A 13472-nucleotide genomic window follows, 5' to 3' on the forward strand; every position below is an offset into this window, starting at 1 on the left:
CTCCCACAGGTGATCAGGGTTGGACGACGATTCCCGGTACTAACGGTAATTCGAGGCTGGCGATAAACCCGCCATCGGGATGATTGGCCAACACCAGACTACCGCCATGCCGTTCCGCCGCACGGCGCGCAATCGCCAATCCCAAACCATGCCCGGCCGCCGTCTGCCCCGGCGCCCGGTAGAACGGCTCACCCAACTGACTCAAATGCGCAGCCTCTACACCCGGCCCATGGTCGCGCACGCTGACCACAATCCGCTCACCCTGACGCACCGCCTGCATTTCAATCGATTGTCCCACCGGGTTGAACCGCTGAGCATTGCGCAGCAGGTTGTCGAGGGCGCGCTCGATCATCGTCGGCCAGCCTTTAAGGTTCAGCTGCGGCTCGGCCTCAAGCTGCACGTTTTGCTCAGGCGAACCCAATTGAGCATCCTTTTGCAGGGTGTTGAGCAGCGCATTGAGATCAACCTCTTCAGCGCTGGCGTTGTCGGCATCGACCCGCGCCAGAACCAGGATTTCGCTGATCAGCGCTTCCAGTCGGTCGCACTCCCGAGTGAGGCGTGGCCAGAGTTTTTGCCGTTCTTCAGGGTTGGCCCGCTCGGCCAGTGCCAGCGCAATGCGCAGCCGGGCAAGCGGTGAGCGCAGCTCATGGGACACATCCCGCAGCAACTGCCGCTGACTGCCGATCAAACTTTGCAGACGCGCGCCCATGCGGTTGAAGTCGTTGGCCAGCACGCCGAACTCATCGCGCCGGTTGGCCAGTTTTACCAGGCTGTTTTGTTGGTAGGTGGTTTGCCCCAGATCATGCACTGCGCCGCGCAAGCGGTTGAGTGGGCGAGTAATGGACATCGTCACGAACAGGCTGAACAAGGTCAGGACCACCAGCGCGATACCCAGCGCACTCAACGGCCAGAGCAGGCTTTCGCGGTGCCACGCGTCCAGCTCCGGGTGCGGAATTCGATAGATCAGCAGGTAGGTGTCGCCGGTTTTTTCGCTGGTGTATTCCGCGGTCAGACGACGCCACGGCAGGCGACGGTCGTCGTTGTTCTGTCGCGCTTCGAAGGCGGCCGCCCTGCGTGGGAAGGTGCCGCGCACCACTGGATCACCGCTCTCGTTGAGCACTTGAACGTCGATGTGATATTGGCGCTTGCGCTGTTCCAGAATGTCCTGGGCCGCGTCTTCACCCTGTGATTCGTAGGTTTGCGTCCACTGTTCGGCCAAAGTATTGAGGCCCGGATGGCGGCTGAGAATCCACGCGTCCTGGTTGAGCATGTGCCCCAGCAGAATGGAAAGCCCTGCAACCAGAGCGATGGCCAACCAGAAGCTGGCCAGAATACGCCAGAACAATGAGCGCACAGAAAATCCTCAGACAAACACAAATCCCACATTAGTACTGGGTGGCAACAGACCCGACGGTGTTAGCCGTCGGGTCCGGGGGTTAGCGCATTATTGCGCCTTTTGTGCCTGTTGCGCTTTCCAGGCCTTGAACTCGGCCCATTCGGCGCGACGTTCAGCCTGTTTTTTCTGGATCTCGTCGAATTGCTTCTGTTGATCCGGTTTCAGCAAGGCGCGCACGTCGGCTTCGGCTTTCTTGTGGTTGGCCGCCATTTCATCTTTCATGGCTTTCTGGTCGGCTGGCGAGAGTTTTTCCAGGTACTTTTCGACCACTTGCTTACGCTCGTGCATCTGCTCACCCATGATTTTACGGATCTGCTCGCGCTGTTCGCGGCTCAGGTCCAGCTGGCTGTACGGGCCTTTGCCGTGCATGCCGTGCATCTGACCGCCATGGCGTGAGTCGTCCATCGGGCCACCCATCGGGCCGGCACCTTCAGGCATGGCGGCCATGGCAACGGTTGGCAGGGCGGCAGCGAACATCAGAGCGATAAGAGTCTTGCGCATGGTGAATCTCCTTGTCTCGTTCCCGGTACGTTCCGGATGAGTACAGATTACGCAGATCAAGGTCAGTGGCGGTCAGCGGAGCGTAAAGCTTGGGTAAAGACGATTTCTCGCCGACCTGACAAAACAGGCATCGTAGGAGCACGGCTTGCTGGCGATGGCGTCCTTGAGATAGTCATCGCCGGCAAGCCGTGCTCCTACGGGGGAAGATATTCGGGATTAGAGGCTGTAGTAATAGCCGCGGCTGCGCAGGGCGACGATGCGTGGGCGACCGTCGGGGTGCGGACCGATCTTTTTGCGCAGGTTGCTGACGTGCATGTCCAGGCTGCGGTCGTACAGCGTCAGTTTGCGGCCGAGGGCGATTTGCGCCAGTTCCTGTTTGTCCAGCGGCTCGCCGGGTTGCTTGAGCAGGGCTTCTAGCAAGCGGCTTTCGGAGACGGTGAGGGTGAATTCCTGTTCATCGATGCTGACCACGCCACGTACCGGGCTGAAACACAGGTCGCCCAGTTCGAGCTGACTGGAGACGGCTGCCGGATGACTGCGGCGCAACACGGCGCGCAGGCGGGCTGTCAGTTCCCGTGGGTCGCACGGTTTGGCCAGGTAATCGTCGGCGCCGAGTTCCAGGCCGAGGATGCGGTCCAGCGGTTCGCCGCGAGCCGAGAGCATCAGCACCGGCAAGTCCGGGTGATCGCTGCGCAATTGCTTGAGCAGCTCCAGACCGCTGCCGTCCGGCAGCATCACATCCAGCACCACGGCTGCCGGCGATGTTTCGGCCAGTGCGCGACGGGCGCTCTGACCATCGTGGCAGGCGCGGACGTGGAAGCCTTCCTGGCTCAGCCAACTGCTCAGGAGCTCGCACAGCTCCTGGTCATCATCAATTAATAACAGCTCGCTCATGACTCACTCAATTTAGCCATTGCCTACGTTTTCTGGTGGCACCACTGGCGAAGATACCGCAGAGCAGCGCCAATAGCGCTACCCCGGCGCCGATGACGAACCACTGTTGCTGGTCGGTCAATAGACGCGGCAGCGGGTTGCCGGCCTGGGTTTCCTTGAGTTGCAGCTTGAGGCGCTGATTCTCTTGGCGCAACCGGCTCAGCTGAGCGCTTTCGCGTTCGGCATCGGTATTTTGCAGTTGTTTACTCAGTTCTTCTCGTTGCTGTTCGCTTACCTTCAAGCGCTGTTGCAACTGGGTGATCTGGCTGCCGGCGCTCAGGGACAATGGCGTGGAACTGCCGCCCTCGGCGCTTTCTTCACCGTGGGCAGGGGCCACAATCGACAACGTCACCAACATCAGACACAACGGACCTTTGCGCATCGCCACTCCTGATTCCAATACGAGTATTGGGCAGGTTGTCGGCCGGTAAACGAGAATAATGAGCGTTGAGAGCACGATGAACCGACAAGGTTCATCGTGGGGGGAGAAATTACGGGAGGACTTGCTTGAACGGCTTGACCGAAACGTTGGCGTAGACGCCTGCGGCGATATACGGATCAGCGTCGGCCCAGGCCTGTGCGGCGCTCAGGGAATCGAATTCGGCGACGATCAGGCTGCCGGTGAAACCCGCAGCGCCCGGATCATTGCTGTCGACCGCCGGGTGTGGACCGGCCAAAACGATGCGACCTTCACCTTTGAGTACTTGCAGGCGCTCAAGGTGTGCAGGCCGTGCGGCCAGGCGGGCTTCCAGGGAGTTGGCGACGTCTGTGGCAATGATTGCGTAAAGCATGTCAGTCCTCGGTTTTTGGCGTAGTGGTATCGGCGTCGTGCAGGTGGCGGGACAGGTAAATGCCCTGGCCGACCAGGAACAGCAGCGTCATGCCCAGGCTGCCGAAGACTTTGAAGTCGACCCAGTAGTCCTGAAAGGTGAACGCGACGAACAGGTTGGCGGCACCGCAAAACAGGAAAAACCCGATCCAGGCGATGTTCAGGCGGGTCCAGACCGGATCCGGCAGGGTCAGCGCGTGGCCCATGATGCGTTTGATCAGCAGTTGCTCACCGACGAAGTGGCTGCCAATGAACGCCAGGGCGAACAGCCAGTTCACCACCGGGGCTTTCCATTTCAGGAAGGTTTCGCTGTGGAACGCCAGGGTCAGGCTGCCGAAGACCAGGCAGGCGATGAGGGTCAGCCACTGGCTCTTCTCCAGCTTGCGCTGCTTGATGAACAGCGTGCCGTAAACCACCAGGGAGCTGATGATCAGCATGGCGGTGGCGCTGTAAATACCGCCTACAGTGACCTCGTGACCGGCGATGTCGACGACCCGGGGATCGAGCTTGAAGACGATGAAGAACAGCAGAAGCGGGATGAAATCGATGAATTGTTTCACAGTGGCAGCCAGAAGCAGGATGTGGCGGCATAATAACAAACATATGGGCGCGCGATAGCGCCAGCTGATTTGAGGTAAAAAAGTCCTGTGAATGTTGATTTGCACTGCCATAGCACGGCCTCCGATGGCGCTCTCGCGCCTGCAGTACTGGTTGCGCGTGCGTTCGAGAAAGGCGTGCGAGTCCTGGCCTTGACCGATCACGACACCCTCGAAGGCCTTGATGAGGCCCGCAGCACTGCGACTGCGCTGGGGATGCAACTGGTCAATGGCGTCGAATTGTCCTGCACCTGGGGCGGCGCGACCATTCACGTGCTGGGCTATGGTTTCGACGTCAACGCTGTGCCGTTGGTCGAAGCCATCGCGAAATTGCACGATGGCCGCTGGTTACGGTCCGAAGAAATAAGCCGCAAGTTGGCGCTTAAAGGCATGCCGGGGGCGCTGGAAGGTGCCCGGGCGATCCAGCAGGAACTGGGCGACAGCGGCAACGCTCCGGCCCGTCCGCATTTCGCCGACTGGATGGTGCGTGAAGGTTTCGTCAAGGATCGCGCCGAAGCGTTCCGCAAATGGCTGGGTGCCGGCAAGCTGGGGGACGTCAAGCAACACTGGCCGACCCTGGAAGACACGGTCGAAACCCTGCGCGCCGCCAAGGCCTGGGTCAGCCTGGCGCACCCGTGGCACTACGATTTCACTCGCAGCAAACGTCGCCGGCTGATTGCCGACTATATTCAAGCAGGGGGCCACGCAATCGAAGTGGTCAATGGCCATCAGCCCGCCGAGCAAGTGGGCAGCCTGGCGATTCTCGCCCGTGAGTTCGGTCTGCTGGTCAGCGCCGGCAGTGATTTTCATGGTCCTGGAGGCTGGTCCGAGATCGGTGAATACCGCCCGCTCCCGGAGGATCTGCCGCCACTGTGGTGTCGATTCAAACATGACCCAATTATTGCCGCCGTCTGAACAGGTAGAGAATGTGAGTCAATTTTTCCAGATTCATCCGGAAAACCCGCAAGCGCGCCTGATCAAACAGGCTGTCGAAATCATCCGCAGCGGCGGGGTGGTGATTTATCCCACAGACTCGTCCTACGCCATTGGTTGCCAGATCGGCGACAAGAATGCCGTGGAGCGCGTGCGTCGGTTGCGTGGACTGGATGACAAGCACAACTTCGCACTGATTTGCAGCGACCTGTCGCAACTGGGGCTGTTCGCCAAGATCGACACCGGCCTTTTCCGTTTGCTCAAGGCCCACTTGCCGGGTCCGTATACCTTCATTCTCAACGCCACCCGCGAAGTGCCGCGGCTGTTGTTGCACCCGAAAAAACGCACCATCGGCCTGCGTGTGCCGAGTCATCCGATTGCCCTGGCACTGTTGGAGGAACTCGGCGAACCGCTGATGAGCGTGACCCTGATCATGCCCGGCGACACTGACCCGATGACCGATCCTTACGAAATGCGTCAGTTGCTTGAGCATCAGGTCGACCTGATCATCGACGGCGGTTTCGGCGGAATCAAGGCGTCCACCGTGATCAATCTCGCCGACGGCGAGCCGGAAGTGATCCGTGTTGGCTGCGGCGACCCGACGCCGTTCATGGCCGAGGCGTAGATGTCTGCAGTAGAACCCGTTGTTGACAGTCAGGCCGGAGCCCAGCAAGAGCTGCCCTTCGCGATGGTCTATGGCCAGGCGGTCATGGAAATGCCGCTGGACCTGTACATTCCGCCGGATGCGCTTGAGGTCTTTCTCGAAGCCTTCGAAGGCCCTCTCGACTTGCTGCTGTACCTGATCCGCAAACAGAACATCAACATCCTCGACATCCCGGTGGCGGAAATTACCCGTCAGTACATGGGCTATGTCGAGTTGATGCAGTCGGTGCGCCTGGAGCTGGCCGCCGAGTACCTGGTCATGGCCGCAATGCTGGCCGAGATCAAATCGCGGATGCTGCTGCCGCGTGCCGAAACGATCGAAGCCGAAGAAGACGACCCCCGCGCTGAACTGATTCGCCGCTTGCAAGAGTACGAACGCTTCAAGGCCGCAGCCGAAGGCATCGATGGCCTGAGCCGTGTGGGCCGTGACGTGGTAGTCCCCAAGCTCGACGCCCCGGAAGCCCGGGCACGCAAGCTGTTGCCAGACGTGCGTCTTTCAGAGCTGCTGTTGTCCATGGCCGAGGTCCTGCGCCGAGGCGACATGTTCGAAAGTCACCAGGTCAGCCGCGAGGCACTGTCCACCCGCGAACGCATGAGCGATGTGCTGGAGCGCCTCAAGGGCGGCGGTTTCGTGCCCTTTGCCGAGCTGTTCACCGCTGAAGAAGGACGTCTGGGGGTGGTGGTGACCTTTATGGCGATTCTCGAACTGGTCAAGGAATCTTTGGTCGAGCTGGTGCAGAATGAGCCGTTCGCAGCGATCCACGTGCGGGCCCGAGCCGAATAACGAGTTGAATCATGAACCTGACTGAACCCCGCGAGCTGGCGCCACTGCTTGAAGCCTTTCTGTTGGCCTCGGGAAAACCGCAATCGCTTGAACGCCTGTTCGAACTCTTCGAAGAGGGCGAGCGCCCGGAGCCGCCGGTCTTCAAGAAAGCCCTGACAATTCTCGCCAAGTCCTGCGACGGCCGCGCCTTTGAGCTGAAGGAAGTGGCCTCTGGGTATCGCTTGCAGATCCGCGAAAAGTTCTCGCCATGGGTCGGACGTTTATGGGAAGAGCGGCCGCAGCGCTATTCCCGCGCCATGCTCGAAACCATCGCGCTGATCGCCTATCGCCAGCCGATCACCCGGGGCGAGATCGAAGACGTGCGGGGCGTGGCGGTCAACAGTCACATTGTCAAAACCTTGCTGGAGCGCGAGTGGATCCGCATCGTCGGTTACCGCGACGTGCCGGGTAAACCAGCGATGTTTGCGACCACCAAGGCCTTTCTCGATCACTTCAACCTGAAAAACCTCGACGATTTGCCACCGCTGGCCGAATTGCGCGAGCTTGAGCCTGACCCGGTGCTCGATTTCGACGACGCGCCGGTGCCTGCCGCACTGCAGGAGTTGGCCGACGCCAGCGCCGAGCCGGAAGAGCCGAAGGAAGAAACCAGTTTCCACACCCTGTTGCTGGAACTGGACACCATGGAGGAGGGGCTCAAGACCGACTTCGACGATCTGTTGCGCGATGGGGCGGTGACCGAGACCGAAGGGGCGTTGGCAGAGCCCGAGCCTGACACTGAAGTTGAACTTCAAGTCGAGGCTGAAGCCACTGTCGAAGAAGAGCAGGAACCAGAGCAGGAACCAGAGCAGGAACCAGAGCAGGAACCAGAGCAGGAAGATGACATTCTTGGCGTCGCCGAAGCTCGCGCAAAGCTCCTGGCCGCTGTAGCCGCGTTGGAGCAGTCGACACCTGAGCTCAGCGATGAAGAGGCCGAAGCCCAGGCCCTCGCCGAAGCGATCGAAAACGAACGCCGCCAGCACGAAGACTGACACGAGCCCAATGTGGGAGATCTATGTTGCAGCGCAACCTTGCCTTCAGGCGCCGTTCTTGAGCAACTGGCTGAACGCCTCCAGCTCACTTTTCTCCAGATCGGAAACCAGTACAAATTGCATGTGGTTTTCTTGCCAGAACACGACGTTAAAGCCGCGGACCATCTGACTCTGACGCGGCTTGTCCGCCTCCTGCGTGGGCAGGATAAACACATTGATAATGTGCTTGGCGCGCCCATAACTCAGGGCCGCCGTGGTCTGATGTTGCAGGTAATCCAACCGTCCACCCAATAATGGAAAGCCCTGCGCCGAGTAATCGAATACCGGTGGCGAGAAGTCGAGCTTGCCGGTGAACCAAGGTTTCACTGTATGGCGGTCGGATGAAACCACATCGTTCAAATGTTCACCCATTAACGAGCGGACATGGCTGGAGACCGCCTCATCCATCAACGGCTGTTCGCTGGCCGGCGTGACGACATACAGCATCACTGCCAAGGCCAGCGCTGTCGCCGAAAAAACAGGCGCGAACCATTTTCGCCAACGTTCCACTGCACGGGTTTGTGGCGCAACAGGGGCGAAAAGGTTGGTAGTCAATGACGCCGGTGCCGAGTAATACGGCGCATGTCGCTTCACGCTGACCTTCAGTAGCCGCGCCTGATCATGCAACCGCGCGCAGTTGGCACATACAGCCAAATGCCCGGCGACCCGGGCAGCCATCACCGTATCGAGTTCCTTGTCCAGATAGCCATGAACCAGCATCTGGCAAGCCGTGCAGTCGAGTTCATTCATGATCATGCAACTTCAGTAGTTCGAGCTTGAGCATGGCGCGAGCCCGGGCCAGTCTCGACATGACGGTGCCGATCGGGATGTCGGCGACCAAGGCGATGTCCTTGTAGGGCATGTCTTCGAGCTCCTTCAGAATAATCACCTCGCGAAATATGGGCGGCAGGGCGCACAGGGCTTGCTGGACAAGCATCGCGTTTTCCGTGTGTATGGCCAGCAACTCCGGGGTTTGGCCGTGACTCAACGCGGCATCGTCTTCGGGCAGTTCATCGCCGATAGCCACCCAGTGGTGGCCGGCCGAGGCCTTGAGCCAGGTGTAGCTTTCGTTACGCACGATGGTCAGAAACCAGGCCTTGGCATTGCCGTCGGCGAAACGGTGCAGGAATCTGAAGGCCCGCAGGGCGCTTTCCTGCACGACGTCGCGCGCGGCACTGTCGTTACCGGTGAGCCAGCGCGCGAGGTTGTAAGCGGCGTCCATGTGGGGCGCAAACAAGTCCTCAAATCGCTTCATAGTGATTCCCGCAACGTCCCACCCCTATAACTGTCATTCGCTGTGTTTTATTCCCGGGGAAAAAATAATTTTGCGACGTGGAATAAAGACTCGTCCCACAAGGTTGTATCTCGTGTCAGCTACATCACTGTAGTCCGCTAACGAGGGCACACCGATGGACATTCTCAGGAAACACGAACGACGCACCGACGGTCCGCTTAACCCCGACCGCCGGACACTGCTCAAGTGTTCCGCGTGGGCCGGGGCCGGGGTGCTCTGGGCCCTGAGCGGCGGTATTCCGCGGGCCTTTGCACTGGACGATTCCGGCAACGTCTCCGACCCCAAAGCGCTGGCCAGCACGTTCCACTTTGTGCAGATCAGCGACTCGCACATCGGTTTCAACAAGGAGGCCAATCCGGAACCGTCGAAGACCTTGCAGGTGGCCATCGACAAGGTCATCGCATTGCCGAAACGGCCGTCGTTGATCCTGCATACCGGCGATATCACCCACCTGTCGAAACCGGAAGAATTCGATACGGCGGCGCAACTGCTCAAGGGCCTTCCGTCCACCGTGCACTACGTGCCGGGCGAGCACGACACCCTCGACGAGGGCGGTGGCAAGCTCTATCTGGAGCGTTACGGCAAAGGCACCAAAGGCAATGGCTGGTACAGCTTCGATGACCACGGCGTGCATTTCATCGGGTTGGTGAATGTCTTCAATTTCCAGGCTGGCCATGAAGCGACGCTTGGCGCCGATCAACTGGCCTGGCTGGCCGATGACCTGCGCGCCGTGACGAGCAGCACGCCAATCGTGGTGTTTACCCATATTCCGTTGTGGACGATTTATCAGCCGTGGGGTTGGGGCACCGAAGATGGCGATCAGGCGATTGCCATGCTGCGCAAGTACGGTTCGGTGACGGTATTGAACGGGCATATCCATCAGGTCATCCAGAAGGTTGAAGGCAATATCACCTTCCACACCGCCCGCGGCACGGCTTATCCACAACCTGCACCGGGTACGGCGCCGGCACCGGGACCGATGACGGTGGCGGCTGATCAACTGCGCAATTATTTAGGGCTCACCGATGTGCGAGCGACGCAGGGCGAGCATCCGCTGGCGCTGATCGATTCGACACTGGTTTAGCGGAGGAACGGGGATGAAAACGCGACTGTTGGCCGTTGTCTGCCTGATGCTGTCGATGCCGGTGTGGGCTCAGGAGGTGAAAATCGATATCAAAGAGTTCATGTTTGCGCCCAAGGATTTGAACGTGGCCGTGGGCACCAAAGTGACGTGGGTAAACGATGACCAGATCCCGCATACGGTGGCGGAAACCCATAAGGTGTTTCGCTCAGGGGCGCTGGATACGAATGACAGCTTTTCCTGGGTGTTCAACACGCCGGGGGAGTTTGAGTATTTTTGTGCGCTGCATCCGCAGATGATCGGGAAGATTGTGGTCAGCCAGTGATGTCGCAAGCAACTTGCGATAGATCGAGCTAAAGAAACCCTAACCCCTGTGGGAGCGAGCAGGCTCGCTCACACAGGGGGGGGCGGTGTCGCGGTTGAGCAAACTCGGCACCACCGGTCGGCGGAAAATCAAGTAAGTCTCCATTGATCAGCTAGTCTCTGATGCGCGAACGCTCCCATGAGCGTATGATTCGCGACCCTTCGGCGATCCCTTTGCCCTAGACCCAGCTTTCAACTCTTCAGGTCCCTCACTTCAGAGCTGCCTGAACAGACCACACCGGGAGGTGCCCAGATGAGTATCAACGACCAGAAAGACGACCAGGAAATCGGCCCAGCAGGCGAAAAACTGCAGAAAGTCCTCGCCCGTATCGGCGTCGGCTCGCGCCGTGACGTAGAAGCCTGGATCAGCCACGGCCGCATCAAGGTCAATGGCAAAGACGCCACCCTCGGGCAGCGCGTCGACATGCACGACGCCATCACCATTGATGGCAAGGTGATCAAGCGCGAAGAAGCCGCCGAGTCGGTACGCCGCGTGATCATGTACAACAAGCCGGACGGCGAAATCTGCACCCGCCTCGATCCGGAAGGCCGTCCGACCGTTTTCGACAAGATGCCGCGCCCGAAAGAAGGTCGCTGGATCAACATCGGTCGTCTGGACATCAACACCACCGGTCTGCTGATGTTCACCACCGACGGTGAACTGGCCAACCGCCTGATGCACCCTTCCTACGAAATGGACCGTGAGTACGCGGTGCGTGTCCGTGGCGAAGTCGATGACGAGATGATCGAGCGTCTGAAAGCAGGTGTCGTCCTCGAAGACGGCCCGGCCAAGTTCACCGACATCAAGCAGGCGCCAGGTGGCGAAGGTTTCAACCACTGGTACCACTGCGTGGTGATGGAAGGTCGCAACCGCGAAGTCCGTCGTCTGTGGGAATCCCAGGGCCTGGTGGTCAGCCGTCTGAAACGCGTGCGTTTCGGTCCGGTGTTCCTCAACTCCGACCTGCCGATGGGTCGCTGGCGCGAAATGAGCCAGTACGAAGTCGACATTCTGAGTGCTGAAGTCGGCTTGACCCCGGTGGCCATGCCGCAAATGAACGCCAAGAGCAAAGACAAGCTCGATCGCATGCAGCGTAAATCGTCGCGTCCGATGGGCAAGACCGAGCGCGTGCGTTCGTTGCGTCCAGCCATCGGTAACCAGAGCGCTGCTACGCCGCGTGATACCCGCGAACCGCATATCGAAGGCGAACGTCCAGCCCGCAAACCAGCAGCACCTCGTGCTGACGGCGAGCGCGGTCCACGCACGCCACGTCCGGCCAATGGTCGCACCGAACGCGGCGAAGGCCGCAGTGCGCCAAGCGGTGGTCGTAGCGATCGCGGTGCTCCAGCCGGTCGTGGCGAGTCTCGTGGTGAGTCGGGTCGCGGTACGCCCGTGGCAGACCGTCCTTCCGACACCAAGCGCCCGGCCAAGGCCCCGGCGAAGAAGCGTCCAGGCATCGTTCTGGTCGACAAGGACGCGCCATCGGGCAAACGCCGTGGTGCACCAGCCGGTTCGGGCCAACGTCCGGGCTTCGGTCGTCGCAAGCCTGAGTAATCGGTAAGCGCCCCATAAAAAACGCCAACCTTCGGGTTGGCGTTTTTTTATGTCTGACTTTAAGTAAGGTGGTGACTGTTCGGGCCTCATCGCGAGCAGGCTCGCTCCCACAGTGGACCGAAATGTCAGGGAGGAACGCGGTCACCTGTGGGAGCGAGCCTGCTCGCGATGAGGCCCGTAGCGGCACCGCCTACTTTGTGGCTAAAACACAAACCGCCCATCAAACACCGGCTCATCATCCAGCGCCAACACGCCACTGGAAAAGATCAGGTCCAGATGATGGCTACCCTTCGCGCCACCGCCCAATCCCAGATGCAGCCCGCAATGGCGCTCCTCGAACCCGGCATTGCGCGCATACAGCGTCTTCACGCCTTCGTTGGTGCCGATCCCCAGCTCCTCAATCCGTCGATTGGATGGATTGGCCTCCAGGTACTTGTTGAAGTCATGTTCCAGCCCCGGCACCTCGGTGGCGATTTTGCTGATGGTCGAATTCTCGATCCACAACTCCAGTGGCGACTCCAGCACCCCGTATTTGCGGGCAAATGGAATGGTGCTGAGAAAAGTCCCCATGAACTTGACCCTGCCGTTAATGGCCTCGCTGTGCGTGGCAATCTCACCCGGCGCCAGATCGAAGTTGCCGACACCGTTGATGTCGGTCCACTTCTTGATACTGCTCAACGGTGTTTCGAACCACGAGCCGTGATCATCTTTGAAACTTAACGTGGTGGCATGGGACATGCGCTGGATCAAGTGGCTGTTCAACCCGGCAATGCGCTGCGGGGTGACACTGAACGTGTCGTAGAAGTAATCGCCGTAATCCTTGAACAGCAGCGACTTCTTCCAGTTCTCGGCCATGACGCCTTGCAGCGCGCGGACAAATTCCGGGCCGTCGGGGCGCGGGTTGGGCAGGGTGGAAGAGTCGTAGAAGAAAATGTACAGATCGCTGTCGGCAATCGCCTGGGCCAGCAATTCCGTGGGCTCCAGATCCAGTCGCATTGCGCTGAAACTGAAGCGTGGGCTGGCACCGGCCTGTTCGGCGATGGCGCTCGTCAGTGCCTGATAATCAGCCGTGTGGCCGAGCAAGACCTTCGCCGGGTTGATGCCGACAAGGGCAGGGTGCTGTTCGAGGTAGTAAAGGAAATGCGAAATGGCGCGTTGCTTATCCATGTAGTCCTCCCTGACAAACCGAGAAAAAGTGGCAGGCACAACCGGCCGGATCGTGCCTGCCGGGATGACTTACAGAGGCCACATCGCTGTGCCGAACGGAACAACCGCATCGGCTTGCATCATTTCAACGGCGGCGTCATGGGTCGGTGCTTCAAACCAATCGTCCAGTTGCAGTTCAGTTTCCAAGTCTTTTTCAAGTGCTTGCATTGTGAATCTCCTAGATGACTTTTTCGGTAGGTGCTGCGGCGCGTTTTCAGTCATTGAATAACCCGCCAACTTGCTGATTGATGCGCCTCGGCAAGTCGCTGAAAAC

The 13472-nt window shown here is 59.6% G+C and carries 17 protein-coding genes; 7 read left to right on the top strand and 10 right to left on the bottom strand.

The window, feature by feature from the left end; translation table 11 throughout:
- Nucleotides 1–13 precede the first annotated feature (13 nt).
- The 6 genes from KGB03_RS23205 to KGB03_RS23230 all read right to left on the bottom strand — a co-directional run bounded on the left by KGB03_RS23205 (nucleotide 14) and on the right by KGB03_RS23230 (nucleotide 4219).
- On the bottom strand, nucleotides 14–1354 hold the full coding sequence (locus KGB03_RS23205; RefSeq protein WP_223529185.1) for a sensor histidine kinase: 1341 nt from the start codon (nucleotides 1352–1354) through the stop codon (nucleotides 14–16).
- 90 nt (nucleotides 1355–1444) lie between these two features.
- On the bottom strand, nucleotides 1445–1897 hold the full coding sequence (locus KGB03_RS23210; RefSeq protein ID WP_192406712.1) for a Spy/CpxP family protein refolding chaperone: 453 nt from the start codon (nucleotides 1895–1897) through the stop codon (nucleotides 1445–1447).
- Between the two features lie 216 nt (nucleotides 1898–2113).
- Complete coding sequence (locus KGB03_RS23215; RefSeq protein ID WP_008156129.1) at nucleotides 2114–2791, bottom strand: response regulator transcription factor; 678 nt, start codon at nucleotides 2789–2791, stop codon at nucleotides 2114–2116.
- A gap of 7 nt (nucleotides 2792–2798) precedes the next feature.
- Nucleotides 2799–3212, bottom strand: coding sequence for a translation initiation factor 2 (locus KGB03_RS23220; RefSeq protein WP_111451835.1), 414 nt, complete (start codon nucleotides 3210–3212; stop codon nucleotides 2799–2801).
- A 109-nt stretch (nucleotides 3213–3321) separates the two neighbouring features.
- Entirely contained in the window at nucleotides 3322–3621 is a 300-nt protein-coding gene (locus KGB03_RS23225) for a YciI family protein (protein ID WP_008156126.1), read from the bottom strand.
- Nucleotide 3622: 1 nt separating this feature from the next.
- A complete protein-coding gene (locus KGB03_RS23230) occupies nucleotides 3623–4219 on the bottom strand; it encodes a septation protein A (RefSeq protein ID WP_218536459.1) in 597 nt (198 codons plus the stop codon).
- An 87-nt stretch (nucleotides 4220–4306) separates the two neighbouring features.
- Here KGB03_RS23230 and KGB03_RS23235 point away from each other — a divergent pair, with 87 nt between their 5' ends.
- From KGB03_RS23235 to scpB, 4 genes are read left to right on the top strand one after another with little or no spacing between them, the layout of a single operon-like run.
- On the top strand, nucleotides 4307–5170 hold the full coding sequence (locus KGB03_RS23235) for a PHP domain-containing protein (protein WP_218536460.1): 864 nt from the start codon (nucleotides 4307–4309) through the stop codon (nucleotides 5168–5170).
- A gap of 13 nt (nucleotides 5171–5183) precedes the next feature.
- A complete protein-coding gene (locus tag KGB03_RS23240) occupies nucleotides 5184–5813 on the top strand; it encodes an L-threonylcarbamoyladenylate synthase (protein ID WP_111451925.1) in 630 nt (209 codons plus the stop codon).
- Nucleotides 5814–6635, top strand: coding sequence for a segregation and condensation protein A (locus tag KGB03_RS23245; protein WP_008156118.1), 822 nt, complete (start codon nucleotides 5814–5816; stop codon nucleotides 6633–6635).
- A gap of 11 nt (nucleotides 6636–6646) precedes the next feature.
- On the top strand, nucleotides 6647–7663 hold the full coding sequence (gene scpB / locus KGB03_RS23250; RefSeq protein ID WP_223529187.1) for an SMC-Scp complex subunit ScpB: 1017 nt from the start codon (nucleotides 6647–6649) through the stop codon (nucleotides 7661–7663).
- 45 nt (nucleotides 7664–7708) lie between these two features.
- Here scpB and KGB03_RS23255 read toward each other — a convergent pair whose 3' ends face one another.
- Together KGB03_RS23255 and KGB03_RS23260 are read right to left on the bottom strand one after the other, a co-directional pair.
- Nucleotides 7709–8452 (bottom strand): anti-sigma factor family protein, encoded by a 744-nt coding sequence (locus KGB03_RS23255; protein WP_223529189.1) that lies wholly within the window; start codon nucleotides 8450–8452, stop codon nucleotides 7709–7711.
- Nucleotides 8445–8957 carry a sigma-70 family RNA polymerase sigma factor gene (locus KGB03_RS23260; RefSeq protein WP_223529191.1) on the bottom strand — a complete coding sequence of 171 codons (513 nt, stop codon included), beginning with the start codon at nucleotides 8955–8957 and terminating at the stop codon, nucleotides 8445–8447. The genes KGB03_RS23255 and KGB03_RS23260 overlap by 8 nt, the downstream gene beginning before the upstream one ends.
- Before the next feature lie 154 nt (nucleotides 8958–9111).
- On the opposite strand from KGB03_RS23260, the gene KGB03_RS23265 reads away from it, so the two are divergent.
- The 3 genes from KGB03_RS23265 to rluB all read left to right on the top strand — a co-directional run bounded on the left by KGB03_RS23265 (nucleotide 9112) and on the right by rluB (nucleotide 11992).
- Nucleotides 9112–10080, top strand: coding sequence for a metallophosphoesterase family protein (locus KGB03_RS23265; RefSeq protein ID WP_223529193.1), 969 nt, complete (start codon nucleotides 9112–9114; stop codon nucleotides 10078–10080).
- Nucleotides 10081–10093: 13 nt separating this feature from the next.
- On the top strand, nucleotides 10094–10402 hold the full coding sequence (locus tag KGB03_RS23270) for a cupredoxin family copper-binding protein (protein WP_111451841.1): 309 nt from the start codon (nucleotides 10094–10096) through the stop codon (nucleotides 10400–10402).
- 291 nt (nucleotides 10403–10693) lie between these two features.
- Nucleotides 10694–11992: a 23S rRNA pseudouridine(2605) synthase RluB gene (gene rluB, locus KGB03_RS23275; protein WP_111451842.1), complete on the top strand. Its 1299-nt coding sequence runs from the start codon at nucleotides 10694–10696 to the stop codon at nucleotides 11990–11992.
- A gap of 201 nt (nucleotides 11993–12193) precedes the next feature.
- Here rluB and KGB03_RS23280 read toward each other — a convergent pair whose 3' ends face one another.
- Both KGB03_RS23280 and KGB03_RS23285 read right to left on the bottom strand, forming a co-directional pair.
- Complete coding sequence (locus tag KGB03_RS23280; protein WP_218536463.1) at nucleotides 12194–13159, bottom strand: leucyl aminopeptidase; 966 nt, start codon at nucleotides 13157–13159, stop codon at nucleotides 12194–12196.
- A gap of 69 nt (nucleotides 13160–13228) precedes the next feature.
- Nucleotides 13229–13366, bottom strand: coding sequence for a hypothetical protein (locus KGB03_RS23285; RefSeq protein ID WP_008156111.1), 138 nt, complete (start codon nucleotides 13364–13366; stop codon nucleotides 13229–13231).
- Between the last annotated feature and the right edge of the window lie 106 nt (nucleotides 13367–13472).

Source organism: Pseudomonas sp. BF-B-26, assembly GCF_019956495.1.
Taxonomy (GTDB): Bacteria; Pseudomonadota; Gammaproteobacteria; order Pseudomonadales; family Pseudomonadaceae; genus Aquipseudomonas.

Bases quoted from the DNA above. Each gene is read 5' to 3' on its own strand.
- KGB03_RS23255 (WP_223529189.1), bottom strand. From the start codon at position 8,452: ATGAATGAACTCGACTGCACGGCTTGCCAGATGCTGGTTCATGGCTAT.
- KGB03_RS23210 (WP_192406712.1), bottom strand. From the start codon at position 1,897: ATGCGCAAGACTCTTATCGCTCTGATGTTCGCTGCCGCCCTGCCAACC.
- KGB03_RS23215 (WP_008156129.1), bottom strand. From the start codon at position 2,791: ATGAGCGAGCTGTTATTAATTGATGATGACCAGGAGCTGTGCGAGCTC.
- KGB03_RS23285 (WP_008156111.1), bottom strand. From the start codon at position 13,366: ATGCAAGCACTTGAAAAAGACTTGGAAACTGAACTGCAACTGGACGAT.
- rluB (WP_111451842.1), top strand. From the start codon at position 10,694: ATGAGTATCAACGACCAGAAAGACGACCAGGAAATCGGCCCAGCAGGC.
- KGB03_RS23220 (WP_111451835.1), bottom strand. From the start codon at position 3,212: ATGCGCAAAGGTCCGTTGTGTCTGATGTTGGTGACGTTGTCGATTGTG.
- KGB03_RS23280 (WP_218536463.1), bottom strand. From the start codon at position 13,159: ATGGATAAGCAACGCGCCATTTCGCATTTCCTTTACTACCTCGAACAG.
- KGB03_RS23265 (WP_223529193.1), top strand. From the start codon at position 9,112: ATGGACATTCTCAGGAAACACGAACGACGCACCGACGGTCCGCTTAAC.
- KGB03_RS23260 (WP_223529191.1), bottom strand. From the start codon at position 8,957: ATGAAGCGATTTGAGGACTTGTTTGCGCCCCACATGGACGCCGCTTAC.
- KGB03_RS23225 (WP_008156126.1), bottom strand. From the start codon at position 3,621: ATGCTTTACGCAATCATTGCCACAGACGTCGCCAACTCCCTGGAAGCC.
- scpB (WP_223529187.1), top strand. From the start codon at position 6,647: ATGAACCTGACTGAACCCCGCGAGCTGGCGCCACTGCTTGAAGCCTTT.
- KGB03_RS23270 (WP_111451841.1), top strand. From the start codon at position 10,094: ATGAAAACGCGACTGTTGGCCGTTGTCTGCCTGATGCTGTCGATGCCG.
- KGB03_RS23245 (WP_008156118.1), top strand. From the start codon at position 5,814: ATGTCTGCAGTAGAACCCGTTGTTGACAGTCAGGCCGGAGCCCAGCAA.